We start from the raw sequence: 14,598 nt of genomic DNA, 5'->3' as shown, positions 1-14,598 counted from the left end.
GTCCGGGGCTGTCCGCGCGGGCTACGCGGCCGTGTCGGGCGTCCCCGCCGCCACGGCCGGCTGGTGTTCGCTCTCGGCCTTGGGCTCGGTGGTGACGGCCTGCGGCGCGGAGCGTTCCGGCTTGCGGGCCGGCGGGGTGAAGCGGGCGGCCTCGGCGCGGAGCATGGCGTTCAGGGCGGCGTAGGGGTCGATGGGCATGGCGGAACCTCACGGTGTTCGAGGGGGGTGTGGGGGGTCGCTCCGCTGCTCGGCCCGCTCAGCAGCGCAGGACCACACTCCGCACGACGATCAGTGAGGCGACCGGTCCGGCCGGCCCGTACGAGGTCACGCGGGAAGGCGAGCCCGCGTGTTTCACGTGAAACACCCTCGGGGGCAGCTGCCGTACCGACGGCAGCGCGCGGGCCGGGGCCCGCAGGGCGGCGCGGGCCTCGGGGTCCGAGGCCGGATCCGACTGTCCCTCGGTGGGTTCGGCCGGGGCGGAGGAGGCGGGCCGGATCTCGGCGACCGTCGCGGCCGCCGGACCGGCGCCGAACAGGCACAGCAGCGCGACGCAGGCCACTGTCAGGGCCCTCGCCGCCACTGCCCGTGCGAATCGCGCACCGCTCATGCCCCGCTTTGTGCCCCGACACACCGGTCAACTCCCCACCGGAGCCCAAGAAGCCCCCGACCGGAGGACGAAGACACCCCCGTCGGCTGACAAACGGTCACCTCCGGCGCCGGTCACCACCCCGACCGAGCGACCCTCCGCACCGCCCGACAGCCGCAGCCCGCTCCGGCACCCGCCTAGAACTCCTGAGCCGGCCAGTCCAGCAGTCGGGCCCCGATCGCCGCCGTCTGGAGGGTGTACCGGTGCACCGGATCCCCGGGGTCGGCCCCCGTCAGCCGGTGGATCCGCTCCAGCCGGTACGTCAGCGCCCGCACGCTCAGGCTCAGCCGCCGCGCCGCCTCGGCCGCCACGCACCCGGAGTCGAAGTACACGGTGAGCGTTTCCAGCAGGGGCCCGGCCCCGCCGCGGCCCGCCTGGAGCGGCCCCAGCACACTGAGCACCAGATCGGCCATCGCGGCCCGGTCCCGGGCCAGCACCGGAAAGACCAGCAGGTCGGCCGAGCGCAGCACCGGCCCTTCGAGGTCGAGCCGGTCCGCGAGGTCGAGCGCGCCGAGGGCTTCCTCGTACGAGGTGACGACGCCGCCCGCGCCCGGATGCGCCCGGCCGATCCCGACGAGGCCGGGCGTGCCGGCCGTCGCGTAGGCCTGCTTGGCGAAGTGGGTCAGTACGTCGTCCTGGTCGCCCGGGGCCACGCAGATCAGCATCCCGTCCTTGGTGGCGAGGAGGAACGTCCGGTTGCCGAACCGCCCGGTCAGGGCCAGTTCCACCTGCCGGATCGCCGGGCCCGTGTCCTCGTACGCCTCGGAGCCCCGGGCGACGGCGACGGCGTGTTCGTGCGCCAGGTGCAGTCCGAAGCGGGCGGCTCGTTCGCTGAGCCGGCCGAGGTCGCTGCGTCCGAGCAGCAGGTCGTCGATGAACTCGCGCCGTGCGGCCTCCTCCTGGCGGATCGCCAGCCGCTGTGCGCGCTCGTGCCCTTCGGCGAAGGCGTCGACGGTCTGTTCCACCGCCGCCAGCAGGTGGTCCGGGGTGAGCCGGCCGCCCAGCACCGTCCGGGTGGCGGCGAGGTGGGCGCCGACCAGGCCGCGCAGCCCGTAGCCGGCTTCGGCGGCCTTCTCGCCCAGAGCCCGGCGGGCGTCCAGCTCGTCCCGTCCGGGGCGGCGGCCGGTCGCCGCGACGCCTTCGAGGATCCGTACGTACCCGCTCAGGTACTCCTCGGGTATGTCCTGCCCTGACGTCACACCAGCCCCCGCGTTCGCTCGAAGCACCCATTCTCACCCGTCGCCCGGCGGACGTCCCCGAGGGCGGTTCCCACCTCCCCCGAGGACGGCTCGGGGGCGGCTCCGGGTCCGCCCGGGGGCCGTCCCCGATGCCCGGCGCACCGCGCCGTTCGTAGCGTCAGGAGCATGTCGAAGACCGGGAAGCGGCGGATGCCGCGCTGGAAGCGGATCGTGCTGGTGCTCGCGTCGATCGTGGCCGTCCTCGCCGTGACCGTCGGGACGCTGTTCACCTGGCTGTACACGGGGGCCCGGATCTCCACCGTCGGCGCGGGCTTCCACCGGGCCCTCGCCGTGCCCCCGTTGGCGTCCTCGACCGTGGAGCCCGACGGGACCCGCGTCTTCGACCTGCGCATGCAGGCGGGGGAGACGGACTTCGTGCCGGGCGGGAAAACGCCGACCTGGGGCTTCAACGGCGGCTACCTGGGCCCCACGCTGCGGGCGGAGCGCGGCGAGAAGGTCAGGGTCCGGATATCCAACACGCTGCCGGAGGCGTCCACGGTCCACTGGCACGGGATGCACCTGCCCGCGGCGATGGACGGCGGTCCCCACCAGACGGTCCCGGCGGGCGGCGCCTGGTCCCCGCAGTGGACGGTCGACCAACCGGCGGCCACCCTCTGGTACCACCCGCACCCCCACGGGGCGACCGAGACCCACGTCCAGCGCGGGCTGGCCGGCATGTTCCTGCTCGACGACGAGCGGACGCGGACCCTGACCCTGCCCAGGACGTACGGCGTCGACGACGTCCCCGTCATCGTCCAGGACGTCCGCTTCGACGGGACCCGCTTGGACCACGGCCACCAGCTGATGCGCAGCGCGGGCTTCCTCGGCGACCGCACGATGGTCAACGGCACCTTGGACCCCTACCTGGAGGTCAAGGACGAACTGGTGCGGCTGCGCCTGCTGAACGCCTCCACCGCCCGCGTGTACGACTTCGGCTTCGCCGACGGCCGCGAGGTCCACCGGATCGCCTCCGACGGCGGCCTCCTGGAGGCCCCGCACACCACCGACCGGATCCGGCTGTCCCCGGGGGAGCGCGCGGAGATCGTCGTACGGGTACGGCCCGGCGAACGGGCGGTGCTGCGCAGCTTCGAGACGGCCGTCGGCCCGGACTTCTGGAACCAGCGGTTCGGCGGCGGTGACGATTCCTTCGACGTACTGGAGCTGCGGGCGGCGGCCGTCCTGCGCCCCTCGCCCCCGCTGCCGCAGGCCCTCGCGCCCTCGGAACTGCCGACCGGGCAGGACGCGGCGCGCCACCGGTTCTTCGAGCTGAGGATGTCCGGCATCAACGGCCGGAAGATGGACATGGCACGGGTCGACGAGACGGTCACGCGCGGCACCTCGGAGGTGTGGACGGTGCGCAACGGCAACGGGATGCCGCACAACTTCCACGTCCACGACGTGCAGTTCCGCGTCCTCGACGTCAACGGCGCGGCCCCGCCGCCCTCGCTGCGCGGGCCGAAGGACACCGTTTTCGTACCCTCCGGAACGACGATGCGCCTCGCGATGCGCTTCGACGGGGCGGCCGACCCGGACACCCCGTACATGTACCACTGCCACCTGCTGTACCACGAGGACCAGGGGATGATGGGGCAGTTCGTGGTCGTGGAGCCGGGCGGAGCCGCGGGCACCCCGCAGGGGGCCCCGCACGGCGCGGGCGCGCACGGTCACCGACCCTGACCGCGGGGCTCACAGCACGACGAAAACCACGGCCGCCGCCCCCATGAGGGCGGCGGCGAGGTGCATGGCGGAGTGGCCGTGGTCGCCGTACCAGAGCTGGCGGGCGAGGCCGCCCAGAGCGGCCAGGACGGTGATGACGCCGATCTGGGCGAGCAGGGTGACGGCCGTGAACGGGGCCAGGAGCAGGAGTAACGAGTTCAGCCAGAAGGGCGTGGCGCCGGTCCAGCCCCGCCACTCCCAGATCGCGGTATGCATGTCCCGGCTCCCACCCTCAACACCCTCGGCACGCGCACTCTCCGCCCCGTCGCACCAACCGCACCACGGGAGTCACGCGTGACTTCCTCAACTCGTTGGCTGTACAGCCTCCTTGGGAGCGGCGGCGGGGGCAATAGCGCGGTCGACCAGAAAAGCGAAGGCCAGGCCGAAAGTGGCCCACAGGGTGGTCTGGATGGCGAGCGAGGCCAGCCTGAACTCCCAGATCAACGCGGCCGGGAAGCCCTCCGGGACCTCGTTGATCCCGGGCAGCAGGACGTACGCCAGGGCGACGGCGGCGACGAAGGCGAGCGAACCGACCACCGAGGCGTTCCAGTTGCCGAGCCGGGGTGCCAGGCGCCGCCCCAGGAGCAGCGCGCCCGCCGCGAGGAGCGCGCTCAGGGCGATCATCAGCAGGTAGAGCGCGGTGCGTCGGGCGGCGGTGTCGGGGTCCCCGACGGCCGGCGGGTTGGCGGGGTACTTGAGGAACGGCACCAGCGTCACGGTGACGAAGAGGGCGCCGGTGACCAGGGCGGCCGTGGCCCGGGGGCCGAAGCGGCCGATGCGGCCGAGAGCGAAGCAGAAGACGAGCGCGGCGATGCCGCCGAGTGCGACGGCGAACAGCAGGACGCCGGTGCCCAGGCCCGCCGTGGCCTGCAGGGCCCGGCTGACCGGCGGCTCGTCGCCGTGGTCGTGGCCCACGGCGGCGCCCGCCTCCTCGATGGCGATCGCCGCGTCCACCTTGGACTCACCGAGGAGGTAGGCGACGAGGAAGGCGGCGACTCCGGCGAGCAGGCCGGCGAGCATGCCCCGGACGAGCAGGACACGGGGGGAGACGATGTTCACTTGGGTTCCCTTGCGCGGGTGCGGACGACGCGGAAGCCGGCGACGCGGGTGGGGGCGACGCGGAAGCCGGCGACGCGGGTGGGGGCGACGCGGAAGCCGGCGACGCGGAAGCGGACGGCGCCGGTGCGGGCGAGCGGTCGGCGGGGCTCAGTGGCAGGGGAAGCCGAGGAGGTGGCGCCCGTCGTGCAGCCATTCGTGGATCGTCTCGCCCTCGAAGAGGGCGGTGGCGCCCTGCTCGACGCCGACGAAGTACAGCAGCACCAGGGTCAGTACGCCCGCGAAGACGGCCCAGGGCGCCAGCGCGGAGAGGGAGATCGGGGTGATGGCGGCGGGAGCCGTCGTGGGCACGGCGGAGTGGGCCATGGCAGAACCTCCTGGGGAACACGCGTCCCGGTCAGTGGTGCTCGCGACGAAGGCGGCGGGTCTGACTTCCCCTTCCGGCGTGCGGGAGGGGTTCACAGTGGCGCGACCGTGCCGGAATTTCACCGTGCTTCCGTCGTACCTTCGTCATGTCGTCCGAGAACGTACCGCGCGGGTGGCTCGAACGCCACGGCGCGCGCACCCCGCCCCACGCCCCGCCCGCGAGCCCTACGCTCCCCCCATGTCGTCCGTACGCCTGCACCTGACCACCCCGCCGCTCGACCCCGACGCCCGCCGGGCCCGGTTCGGGTACGGGGACCCCTGCCCCGGCCACGCGGGCCTGGCCGGACCCGCGACCGGCGCGTGGGCGGGCCGCACCCTGGACGAGGTCGCCGCCGAGGACCCGCAGGCCGTCCGCCGCTGGTTGACCGACCCGCAGTACGCCCCTCCGGGCGGCGGGGAGTCGGTGGCCGCGCTGATCGCCCGTACGGGCGATCACCTGGCCGCCCTGGCCCCCGGGACGCACCGCGCGGTGGTCGCTCAGGCCGTCGTACGGGCGGTCGTGGTGGCGGCGCTGGACCTGCCGCCGGCCACCTTCTGGCGCCTCGACGTACGACCGGAGACGGTCACCACCCTCAGCGGTCGCGCGGGCCGCTGGAACCTGCTGCTGGGCGCGCCGGAGGCGGAGCCGCCGGACGCGGAGCCCACGTAGGACGGCGCCCCGGCCCGCGGCGGCGCCCCGGCCCGGGACAGCACGACGGCCCGGACCCCGCGACGCGGTCCGGGCCGTTGCGACGGCACTGCCCGGTCGACGACCCGGCCGGCCGGATGACCTAGGCGACGATCCAGTCGGACGTCGCGATCACCGGCTGCACCCCGTCACGGTGGATGGTGCCCTCGATGAGGCCGTACATCCGGTCCGCCGCGAAGTAGACCTCGTTGTCGTTCTTGAGGCCGAAGGGCTCCAGGTCGACGAGGAAGTGGTGCTTGTTGGGGAGGTTCAGCCGGACCTCGTTGACCTTCGGGCAGTTGTCGAGCACCCGCTCGGCCATCTGGTTCAGCGTCTGCTGGAGCGAGTACGAGTAGGTCTCGGCGAAGGCTTCCAGCATGTGCTTGCGGACCTTCTTGTACGACCGGTCCCAGTCGTACTCCGGGTCGTCGGCGGCCAGTGCGGAGTGCGCCCAGCGCGAGGTGACCTTGGTCGCCAGGATGCGGTCGTACGCCTCCTGGAGGGTCGTGTACTTGTCCTTGATGTAGCCGTGGAACTCGGAGTTCGTCGAGTTCATCACCGTCAGGTCCTTGAGGCCCGAGATGACCTGGAGACCGGTGGTCTCGCTGTAGGTGATCTGCGCGGTGCGCACTTCCTGGCCCTTGAGGACGAAGGAGTGCTGCTCCTTGCGCGTCGGGACCGGGATCCGCTCCCAGGCGTACTCCTCGATGCGGATCTGAGCCCCGCGGATCGGCTGCTGCGAGGAGACGAAGTGCTTGGCGAGCAGGATGCCGAAGGCCTCGGGGGAGGCGATGCCGTGCTCCTTGCCGAAGGCGTACACCGTGTTCTTGGTGGTGTCGGTCGGCAGGCAGTTGGCGTTGTCGCCGGTGAGGTGGACGTCGCGGAACTCACCCTGGAGCGCGACCGAGACGTTGAGGTCGCGGATCTCGTGCCAGGAACCGTCGCTGCCCTTGCGGGTGACCTTGACGATGCGGTTCTCGGCCTTGCCGTACTGGTTCTGCGCCAGGACGTGCTTGCTCATGCTGTCTTCCTTCGGGTCTCGGGAACACGGAGTCCGGTTTTCTGGATCCCGTACGCCCGGCGTCCAGCGCCCGCCCGTTGAAGGACGTCCCGCTCCCCGCCGTTCGGCCCCGAGGGGCCGCCCCGGGACTGACGTGCATCCCGGTCCGTAGGTGCTCGGGCCCGCAATGTGTCGCTCGTTGCGGTTCCTGCACGGATTGCAGCATGTGTACGACGGTTCAACCACCGTACGGATCATCCGAACACCAGCACCCACGGATTGGGCGACCCTACAATTTCGCAGGTCAGGCGGTGTGCGCGTCGGCCACGGTCAGCGCCTCGTCGAGGATCGCGAGGCCCTTCGCCACGTCCTGGGCGGAGATGTTGCAGGGCGGGGCGATGTGGATGCGGTTGCCGGCGATCAGCGGCCACAGGCCGCCCTTCTTGCAGGCCGCCCCGAACGCCGTCATCGGAGCGTTGTCGCCGCCGGAGGCGTTGTACGGGACCAGCGGCTCGCGCGTCTCCCGGTCGCGGACGAGTTCCAGGGCCCAGAAGGTGCCCGCGCCCCGGACCTCGCCGACCGACGGGTGTCGCTCGGCCAACGCCCGCAGGCCCGGACCCAGCAGCTCCGAGCCGGTCCGGGCGGACTGCTCGACGATGCCCTCCTCGACCATCGTGTTGACCGTGGCGACGGCTGCGGCGCAGGCCAGGACGTGTCCCGAGTAGGTCAGACCGCCCGGGTAGGGCCGGCGGGCGAAGGTCTCGGCGATGGCGGCGGAGATGGCCACCCCGCCGAGCGGCACGTAGCCGCTGGTGATGCCCTTGGCGAAGCAGAGCAGGTCGGGGGTGACGTCCCAGTGGTCGGCGGCGAACCACTTGCCGGTCCGCCCGAAGCCGACCATGATCTCGTCGAGGATGAACACGATCCCGTAGCGGTCGCAGAGCGCGCGGACGCCCGCGAGGTAGCCGGGCGGGGGGACGAGCACGCCGGGAGCGCCGCCGACGGTCTCCAGGATGATCGCGGCGATCGACTGCGGGCCCTCGAAGACGATGGTGTCCTCCAGGTGGCGCAGGGCGCGCTCGCTCTCCTCGGTCTCGTTCGCCGAGTGGAACGGCGAGCGGTACAGGAAGGGCCCCCAGAAGTGCACGACTCCGGCGGTCGCGCTGTCGTTGCCGAAGCGGCGGGCATCGCCGGTCAGGTTGATCGCGGTGGAGGTGGCGCCGTGGTAGGAGCGGTACGCGGACAGCACCTTGGGCCGGCCGGTGTGCAGCCGGGCCATCCGTACGGCGTTCTCGACCGCCTCGGCGCCCGCGTTCGTGAAGAAGATCTTGTCGAGGTCGCCGGGTGTGCGCTCGGCGATCAGCCGGGCCGCCTCCGAGCGGACGTCCACGGCGAAGCCGGGGGCGACGGTGCACAGCTTGCCGGCCTGCTCGGCGATGGCGGCGGCCACCTTGGGGTGCTGGTAGCCGATGTTGGTGTAGACGAGCGCACTGGAGAAGTCGAGGTAGCGGTTGCCCTGGTAGTCCCAGAAGTAGGAGCCCTCGGCCCCGGCCACGGCGAGCGGGTCGATGAGATCCTGCGCCGACCAGGAGTGGAAGACGTGCTTCCGGTCGGCGTCTTTCACGGTGGCGAGAGCGTCGGCTTCTGCGTTCATATATCGAGGGTAGTTGTCCAGGATGTGGACCCGGGGTCGACCGGGCCCGGCGCGGACGGAGAACGGCGACGCCTCGGCCGGGCTCGCCCCGGCGCCCGGCCCGGGTGCCGGCCTCCGGGCCCGTCATCGGGCCGTCCGCGTGTCCTGTTCGTACCGACTTGGGGCTCGTTTCGGGTCGCCATTTCTGCCGTGGGCCGGTACGCCGTATGTTCCGGACGTGTCCAGGTGGGGGAAAGAATGGGATTGTCCGAGGCAGGGCCGGGTAGGTGCGGCGCCGAGGGGCAGGGCGGAGACGGGAGAGCCTGTGGCTGAGCAGACGCGGAGGCTCGTCCTGGGCGGCGCGACGACCGGGGTGGTCACCCGATGCCGGGACTTCACCCGGCGCGCACTGGACGACTGGTTGTGGCCGCCGCACGCGGAGGAGACGGAGGACGCGCTCCTCCTGGTGTCCGAGGCCGTCACGAACGCCTGCCTGCACGCGGGCGGACCGCGCGAGCTGGTCCTGCGCCACGCCCCGGGGCGCCTGCGGGTCGAGGTCAGCGACGGCAACCCCGAGCCGCCGAGCCCCCGACCCGCCAGTGGCCGCTCGCGGCCCGGCGGGCACGGGCTCGTGCTGCTGGGGCGGCTCGCGAAGGGATGGGGCTGGGAGCCCTCGGCGGACGGCCGCGGCGGCAAGACGGTCTGGCTGGAGGTCGCGGCCCCCGAGGCGTAGCCGTGAGGGGCGGCTGCCCGGCCGGGCAGCCGCCCCTCACGGCATCTCGGGGTCATCTCGGGGTGGTCGGGGTCTCAGGCGTCCGTGAGGAGGCCGGAGCGCAGGCGGCTCAGAGTGCGGTTCAGCAGCCGGGAGACGTGCATCTGGGACAACCCCAGGCGGGCGCCGATCTCGGACTGCGTGAGTTCCTGCCCGAACCTCAGCGTCAGCAGCGCGCGCTCCCGCTCGGGCAGGCCGGCCAGGATCGGCTTGAGGGACTCCAGGCACTCGATGGTGTCGTAGGCGGCCTCCTCCTCGCCGAGCGAGGCCCGCTCGGCGACCGGGTCGCGGTCGGTGTCCTCGGGCGCCGGCGCGTCCAGCGAGCGGGCGGAGTAGGCGCGGGCCGCCTTCTGGCCCTCCGAGAACTCCTCCGGCGTGACGTGCAGCTGCTCGGCCATCTCGGCGTCCGTGGGTTCACGGCCGAGGTCCTGTTCGAGCGCGTCGTGCGCCTTCGCGGAGTCGATGCGCAGCTCCTGGAGCCGGCGGGGGACCTTCACCGCCCAGCTCGTGTCCCGGAAGAACCGCTTGATCTCGCCGGTGATCGTCGGCATCGCGAAGGTGGTGAATTCGACCCCGCGGTCGGGATCGAACCGGTTGATGGCCTTGATCAGCCCGATCGTGCCGACCTGGATGATGTCCTCCATCGGCTCGCTGCGGCCGCGGAAGCGTCGGGCGGCGTACTTGACGAGGCTGAGGTTCAGCTCGACGAGGGTGTTGCGCACGTACGAGTACTCGGACGTCCCCTCTTGCAGCGTGGCCAACCTGCGGAACAGGGCCACCGAGAGGGACCGGGCCTCGTGCGTGGCGACGTCGGTGAGGTCGGTGTGGTCCATCGCTCTGCGCTCCTCCGAGGGCGTTGACCCCGGGCCGGGCCCGGGGTCGTACTCGGTTGCTATCCAGGTGGATATACCCGGATCAAACGCCACATATCCGCATGTTTTTTCGAACATGGGCGCCGTTTCACGTGAAACACGCGTCTGACCAGCGAAGGAACCCGACCGGCGACCGCTTCACACCGGATCGGCCACCGCCTCGGCGTAGAGCCGGAAGAGGCGCGGCCCGTCGGGCGCCGCCGCGGACCGGAGCCGGGACCAGGCCGCTGCCGCCGCAGTGCGGGCGGCCGCTCCGGGCCAGGGGCGGGGCAGCAGCTCGGGGGGCAGCAGCGGATCCGGGCCCATGGCCTCGGCGAAGGCCGCCGCCAGGGTGACGGCGTGGGCGAGGTCGTCGCCCGGGCCCTCGGCGAGGGCGCGCAGGGTCTCGTACCGCCGCGCGATCGCGTCCAGCGGCCACAGCCGGGCCGCGAGGTCGGCCGGGTCGGTGATCCCGCCCACGGCGAGGTCCCGGCTGGTCAGGCAGGTCAGCCCGGTGGGGACGCCCAGGTCCGCCGCGCGGGCCCTGACGTACGGGCCGACCTCGTTCGGGGTGACGTACAGCCCGCCCTGGACGGGGGCCGCCCCGAGGGAGGTCAGGGTGTCCCGCAGCGCGTCCCGCGCGCCCCGCGCCGCTTCCGGGACGGCGAAGGCGAACAGGTGCCAGGCTCCGTCCCACGGCTCCAGCCCCGCGTCCTGCCGGTAGGCGTGCCGGACGAACTCCACCTCGGGGACCATGGGCAGCCCGGCCGCCCCCGCCCGCGCCGTACCGGTGAGCCGCAGGACGGCCCGCCGGCCCCGGCCCTCCTGGGTGAAGCGACCCTCGGCCGTGAGCCGCTTCACGCACAGCCGGACCTGCTGGTCGCTCATGCGGAGTGCGCCGGCGACCTCGTAGAGCTCCCCGGCGTCCACGGAGCCGTCCTCACGGACCAGGGCGTGCACCACCAGCCGCGTGGGGACGGCGGGGGCCGCCGCCGTCCCCTCGGGAGTCTGCGCGGCCCCTGCCGGGCGCGTCGTGCTCATCGGACCGTCACCGCCTTGTGCATCGTCGTCACCGCTCCGAACCCCAGGACGTCCCGCAGCCACGGGGTGCGCCGCACCAGGACGGGACGGAATCCGCGCCGCTCGTACAGGGCGCGGGCGCGCGGGTTCTCGGCGATCACGTCGAGCCGGATCCGCCGGCATCCCTGCTCGGCCGCCACTTCCTCGATCCCGTCGAGGAGCAGCCCGCCGATGCCGCGCCCCCGCGCCGCGGGATCCACCGCGATGCCGTCCATGACGAGCTCGCCGCGGGCCGGGGTGCGTTCCAGCAGGGCCAGCAGGAGCGCCCGGTACAGGCCCCTGACCTGCCCGTACTGCGCCCTGACGGCGGCGGCGTCGCCGCCGACGAGGCCCCGCCCGGCGAGCTGGTAGCCGGCCACTCCCAGGACCCGGCCGGCCTCGTCCAGGGCGGTGAGGGCGCGGTCCCGGTGCAGGTGGGAGGCGATGAACCGGCGCCCCGCCGGGGCGGGGCCGAGGGCCGCGCCCAACTTCCGGCCGAAGGCCTCCCAGTACAGCTCGGCCACCCGCTCCTCGGCGCCTTCGGGCACCCCGCGCCGCACCTCGGTGCGTCCGTTCTCGGTCGTCATGAGAGCAAGTCTAATACGTTCATTCTCATTACGATCGTTTTTGAAGTGATAGAAATATGAGTGGATGGAGCAACCGGGCGGACCGAATCGGGCGGACCGACCGGGTCGAGCCGAGATCGAGCCGAGACCGAGCAGAGAAGGAGCGGGCATGCGCAAGGCCTTCCTCGTCACCCTGGCCGCCGTCGTCCTCGTGGCCGCCGCCCTCGTGGGCGTCGTGCTCTGGCAGAACAGCTACGACCTGCGCGAACAGCGGGTCACCGTGCCCGCCGACGGACGCCTGTTGGAGGGTGTCCTGGCCACCCCCGCCGAGGGCACGGGCCCCTTCCCCCTCGTGGTGTTCGTGCACGGGGACGGCGACGTGGACGCCACCCACGACGGGTTCTACCGGCCCTACTGGGAGGCCTTCGCCCGCGCCGGATACGCCTCGCTGTCCCTGGACAAACCCGCCGACTGGCTCTCCCGGTCCATGGACGACCGGGCCCGCGAGACGACCGACGCCCTCGCCTGGGCCCGGACCCGCCCCGGGATCGACGGGACCCGGATCGGCCTTTGGGGGGCCAGCCAGGCCGGCTGGGTGCTGCCCAAGGTGGTGGCGCGGACCCCCGCGCCGGGCGTCGCCTTCGTGATCGCGGTCGGCACCGCCGTCAACTGGCACCGGCAGGGCGAATACCACCTGCGGTCCGAACTCCGCGCCGAGGGCGCCGACCCCGCCCGCGTCGCGGACGCCCTGCGCGCCCGGGAGGCCACCCTGGCGCTGCTGCGGCGCGGGGCGACGTACGAGGAGTACCGGGCGTCCCCGGACGCCGATCCCGGCCTCGGCCCCGAGCGTTGGACGTTCATCGCGCGCAACCACACCGCCGACGCGAGCGCGGACCTGCGCGCGATGCCCCCGGTGCCGGTGCTGCTGCTCTCCGGGGCCGACGACCTCAACGTGGACGGGGCCGAGACCGAAGCCGTGTACCGGCACCTGCTCGCCCCCGGCACCCTCACCGTCCGCCGGTACCCCGGCGCCACGCACGCCCTGGTCCGCACCCCGGTCGAGCGTTCGTCCTGGCGGCTGCCCCTGACGGCCCTGTTCGCCCCGCGGTCCCTCTTCCCGCCCGGCCTCCTCGCGGACCAGCGCACCTTCCTGGAGCAGCAGGAGCGGCCGGGGGCGTAGGAGATCCCCGGGGACGACGTGCCGGTGCGGCCGGGGAGCGGGAGGCTCCTCGGCCGCGGGGCGGGGGCCGGGTCAGCGACGGGGCTGGAAGAGGGCCGGGATCAGGGAGGCGGCCATCAGCGCGACCACCCAGACGTAGGTGTCCTGGAAGGCGGCGGCCAGTGCGGGAGCCGAGGCCGGGCCGGCCTCGACCAGTCCGCCGGCTCCGGCCGCGGCCGTGGTGAGCAGGACCGACAGCAGCGCCGTACCGGCGGAACCCGCGATCTGCGAGTTGATGTTGATGAGGGTCGAGGCCGCGGGCACCTGCTCGGCGGCGAAGCCCCGGGTCGCTCCGGTGACGGTCGGCATCATCGTCATCCCGGCGCCGGCGCCGGCCAGGGTCAGCGCGCCGGCCAACTGCCAGATCGGGGTGTCCGCGCCGAGCCGCAGGGTGAACAGCCCGTACCCGAGGACCGCGAGGACGATCCCGAAGGGGACGATCCGTCCGGCCGGGATCCGGTCCGTCAACCGGCTCGTGATCTGGAGGGCGACTCCGGTGGCGACCACCTGCGGCACGCCCAGCAGTCCGGACATCGTCGCGCTCTCGCCGCGGACCAACTGGTAGTACATCGGCACCAGCATCATGGCCCCGAAGTAGGCGCCGGCGAACAGGGCCAGGGTGCCGATGCCGCTGGCGAAGGCGCGCACCTTCAGCAGCCGCAGGTCCAGCAGCGGGGAGCGCGTCCGCAGGGCCCGGACGACGAAGCCCAGCACGAGGGCGGCGCCCAGCACGCTCGGCACCAGCGTTCCCGCCGAGGCGAAGTCACCGTGCTCACCGCCGGTGGCGAGCCCGTAGATCAGCGCCGCGAGGCCGGGGGACAGGAGGAGCAGGCCGATCACGTCGAGGCGGACGGTCCTGCGGACGGTGTCCCGGGGAAAGATCCGAGCGGCGAGCACCAGGGCGAGCACACCGACCGGCACGTTGATGAAGAAGATCCAGCGCCACGAGGCCGCGTCGACCAGCCAGCCGCCCAACACCGGCCCGATCAGCGGAGCCACCAGGACGGGAAGGCCCAACAGGCCCATCATCCGCCCCTTGTGCTCCGGGGCGGAGGCGTTCAGCACCATGACCATCCCGAGCGGCACCACCATGCCGCCGCCGAGCCCTTGCAGGACCCGGAACGCGATCAGCGTTTCGATGCTCCAGGCGATACCGGCCAGCGCCGAACCGATGCCGAACAGGGCGATGGAGAGCATGTAGAGCCGCTTGGTGCCGAACCGGCCCGAGGCCCACGCGGTGATCGGGATGACGGCCGCGAGGGCCAGCGTGTAACCGGTCGCCGTCCACTGGATGGTGGAGAGCGGGGCATCGAAGTGCCGGGAGAGCCCGCCCAGGGCGACACCCAGGATCGTGGTGTCGAGGACGATCATGAACGCGCCGATGATCACGACCATCGCTATCGCCATGGGTGACGGGTTCGGCCGGGAGGGGGCGGGTGCCCCGATGGCGGCCAGGGACGTGCTCATGGTGTGCCTCCTCGTCGGTCCGGCGGGTCCGGCCGCGGCGGCCGGATCGGGAGGGGCGGTGTGCCGCCCGTGATCCCTTGCTCCGAACCTAGGGTCGACGGTGCGACCGGAGCCTCTGTCGAACGACTGGGGTGGGGTACCTGGTACCGACCGGCGGATGCGGTGCCGGCCCGTGTTCCACGTGAAACACCGCCCCGGGAAACGGCGTTCGGGCGCGATCGGTTTCACGTGAAACACGGGCCGACGGTACGGCGGGGCCGCATCGCCGGCGCCGGAGCCGGA

General features: G+C 72.9%; 16 protein-coding genes and 1 riboswitch. Of the genes, 4 read left to right on the top strand and 12 right to left on the bottom strand.

Features of this window, described 5'->3' with window-relative positions; translation table 11 throughout:
• Positions 1–21: 21 nt before the first annotated feature.
• The 3 genes from ACFY0I_RS06495 to ACFY0I_RS06485 form a co-directional block, all read right to left on the bottom strand.
• Complete coding sequence (locus ACFY0I_RS06495) at positions 22–198, bottom strand: hypothetical protein (RefSeq protein WP_388891033.1); 177 nt, start codon at positions 196–198, stop codon at positions 22–24.
• Positions 199–256: 58 nt separating this feature from the next.
• Complete coding sequence (locus ACFY0I_RS06490; RefSeq protein ID WP_388891030.1) at positions 257–607, bottom strand: hypothetical protein; 351 nt, start codon at positions 605–607, stop codon at positions 257–259.
• 176 nt (positions 608–783) lie between these two features.
• The gene (locus tag ACFY0I_RS06485) at positions 784–1,845 is read right to left on the bottom strand and encodes a PucR family transcriptional regulator (RefSeq protein WP_388891027.1); all 1,062 of its coding nucleotides are present in this window, start codon (positions 1,843–1,845) and stop codon (positions 784–786) included.
• 165 nt (positions 1,846–2,010) lie between these two features.
• Here ACFY0I_RS06485 and ACFY0I_RS06480 point away from each other — a divergent pair, with 165 nt between their 5' ends.
• Entirely contained in the window at positions 2,011–3,561 is a 1,551-nt protein-coding gene (locus tag ACFY0I_RS06480; protein ID WP_388891025.1) for a multicopper oxidase family protein, read from the top strand.
• Positions 3,562–3,570: 9 nt separating this feature from the next.
• Here the strand turns inward: ACFY0I_RS06480 and ACFY0I_RS06475 are convergent, their stop codons facing one another.
• The 3 genes from ACFY0I_RS06475 to ACFY0I_RS06465 all read right to left on the bottom strand — a co-directional run bounded on the left by ACFY0I_RS06475 (position 3,571) and on the right by ACFY0I_RS06465 (position 5,022).
• Positions 3,571–3,816, bottom strand: a complete 246-nt coding sequence (locus tag ACFY0I_RS06475) for a hypothetical protein (RefSeq protein WP_388891022.1) — start codon at positions 3,814–3,816, stop codon at positions 3,571–3,573.
• A gap of 87 nt (positions 3,817–3,903) precedes the next feature.
• A complete protein-coding gene (locus tag ACFY0I_RS06470; protein ID WP_388891019.1) occupies positions 3,904–4,659 on the bottom strand; it encodes a CbtA family protein in 756 nt (251 codons plus the stop codon).
• A gap of 147 nt (positions 4,660–4,806) precedes the next feature.
• The gene (locus ACFY0I_RS06465; protein ID WP_356873467.1) at positions 4,807–5,022 is read right to left on the bottom strand and encodes a CbtB-domain containing protein; all 216 of its coding nucleotides are present in this window, start codon (positions 5,020–5,022) and stop codon (positions 4,807–4,809) included.
• A gap of 36 nt (positions 5,023–5,058) precedes the next feature.
• Positions 5,059–5,206, bottom strand: a riboswitch (cobalamin riboswitch).
• A 54-nt stretch (positions 5,207–5,260) separates the two neighbouring features.
• Between ACFY0I_RS06465 and ACFY0I_RS06460 the strand changes: the two genes are divergently transcribed.
• A complete protein-coding gene (locus tag ACFY0I_RS06460; RefSeq protein WP_388891016.1) occupies positions 5,261–5,731 on the top strand; it encodes a histidine phosphatase family protein in 471 nt (156 codons plus the stop codon).
• A 121-nt stretch (positions 5,732–5,852) separates the two neighbouring features.
• Here the strand turns inward: ACFY0I_RS06460 and pucL are convergent, their stop codons facing one another.
• Both pucL and ACFY0I_RS06450 read right to left on the bottom strand, forming a co-directional pair.
• The gene (gene pucL, locus ACFY0I_RS06455; RefSeq protein WP_388891013.1) at positions 5,853–6,770 is read right to left on the bottom strand and encodes a factor-independent urate hydroxylase; all 918 of its coding nucleotides are present in this window, start codon (positions 6,768–6,770) and stop codon (positions 5,853–5,855) included.
• A 283-nt stretch (positions 6,771–7,053) separates the two neighbouring features.
• The gene (locus tag ACFY0I_RS06450; protein ID WP_388891010.1) at positions 7,054–8,403 is read right to left on the bottom strand and encodes an aspartate aminotransferase family protein; all 1,350 of its coding nucleotides are present in this window, start codon (positions 8,401–8,403) and stop codon (positions 7,054–7,056) included.
• Positions 8,404–8,707: 304 nt separating this feature from the next.
• Between ACFY0I_RS06450 and ACFY0I_RS06445 the strand changes: the two genes are divergently transcribed.
• A complete protein-coding gene (locus ACFY0I_RS06445) occupies positions 8,708–9,115 on the top strand; it encodes an ATP-binding protein (protein ID WP_388891007.1) in 408 nt (135 codons plus the stop codon).
• A gap of 74 nt (positions 9,116–9,189) precedes the next feature.
• Here ACFY0I_RS06445 and ACFY0I_RS06440 read toward each other — a convergent pair whose 3' ends face one another.
• The 3 genes from ACFY0I_RS06440 to ACFY0I_RS06430 are packed head-to-tail and all read right to left on the bottom strand — an operon-like array spanning position 9,190 to position 11,651.
• Positions 9,190–10,104, bottom strand: coding sequence for an RNA polymerase sigma factor SigF (locus ACFY0I_RS06440; RefSeq protein WP_388891005.1), 915 nt, complete (start codon positions 10,102–10,104; stop codon positions 9,190–9,192).
• Between the two features lie 60 nt (positions 10,105–10,164).
• Positions 10,165–11,046 carry a PaaX family transcriptional regulator C-terminal domain-containing protein gene (locus ACFY0I_RS06435; RefSeq protein ID WP_388891003.1) on the bottom strand — a complete coding sequence of 294 codons (882 nt, stop codon included), beginning with the start codon at positions 11,044–11,046 and terminating at the stop codon, positions 10,165–10,167.
• Entirely contained in the window at positions 11,043–11,651 is a 609-nt protein-coding gene (locus ACFY0I_RS06430; RefSeq protein WP_388891000.1) for a GNAT family N-acetyltransferase, read from the bottom strand. The genes ACFY0I_RS06435 and ACFY0I_RS06430 overlap by 4 nt, the downstream gene beginning before the upstream one ends.
• 148 nt (positions 11,652–11,799) lie before the next feature.
• On the opposite strand from ACFY0I_RS06430, the gene ACFY0I_RS06425 reads away from it, so the two are divergent.
• Positions 11,800–12,810, top strand: coding sequence for an alpha/beta hydrolase family protein (locus ACFY0I_RS06425; protein WP_388890998.1), 1,011 nt, complete (start codon positions 11,800–11,802; stop codon positions 12,808–12,810).
• 72 nt (positions 12,811–12,882) lie between these two features.
• Here the strand turns inward: ACFY0I_RS06425 and ACFY0I_RS06420 are convergent, their stop codons facing one another.
• Positions 12,883–14,316 carry a DHA2 family efflux MFS transporter permease subunit gene (locus tag ACFY0I_RS06420; protein ID WP_388890995.1) on the bottom strand — a complete coding sequence of 478 codons (1,434 nt, stop codon included), beginning with the start codon at positions 14,314–14,316 and terminating at the stop codon, positions 12,883–12,885.
• Positions 14,317–14,598 lie beyond the last annotated feature (282 nt).

This window comes from Streptomyces sp. NPDC001568, assembly GCF_042893755.1.
GTDB lineage: Bacteria > Actinomycetota > Actinomycetes > Streptomycetales > Streptomycetaceae > Streptomyces.
This window is presented reverse-complemented; position numbering and strand designations above follow the sequence as displayed.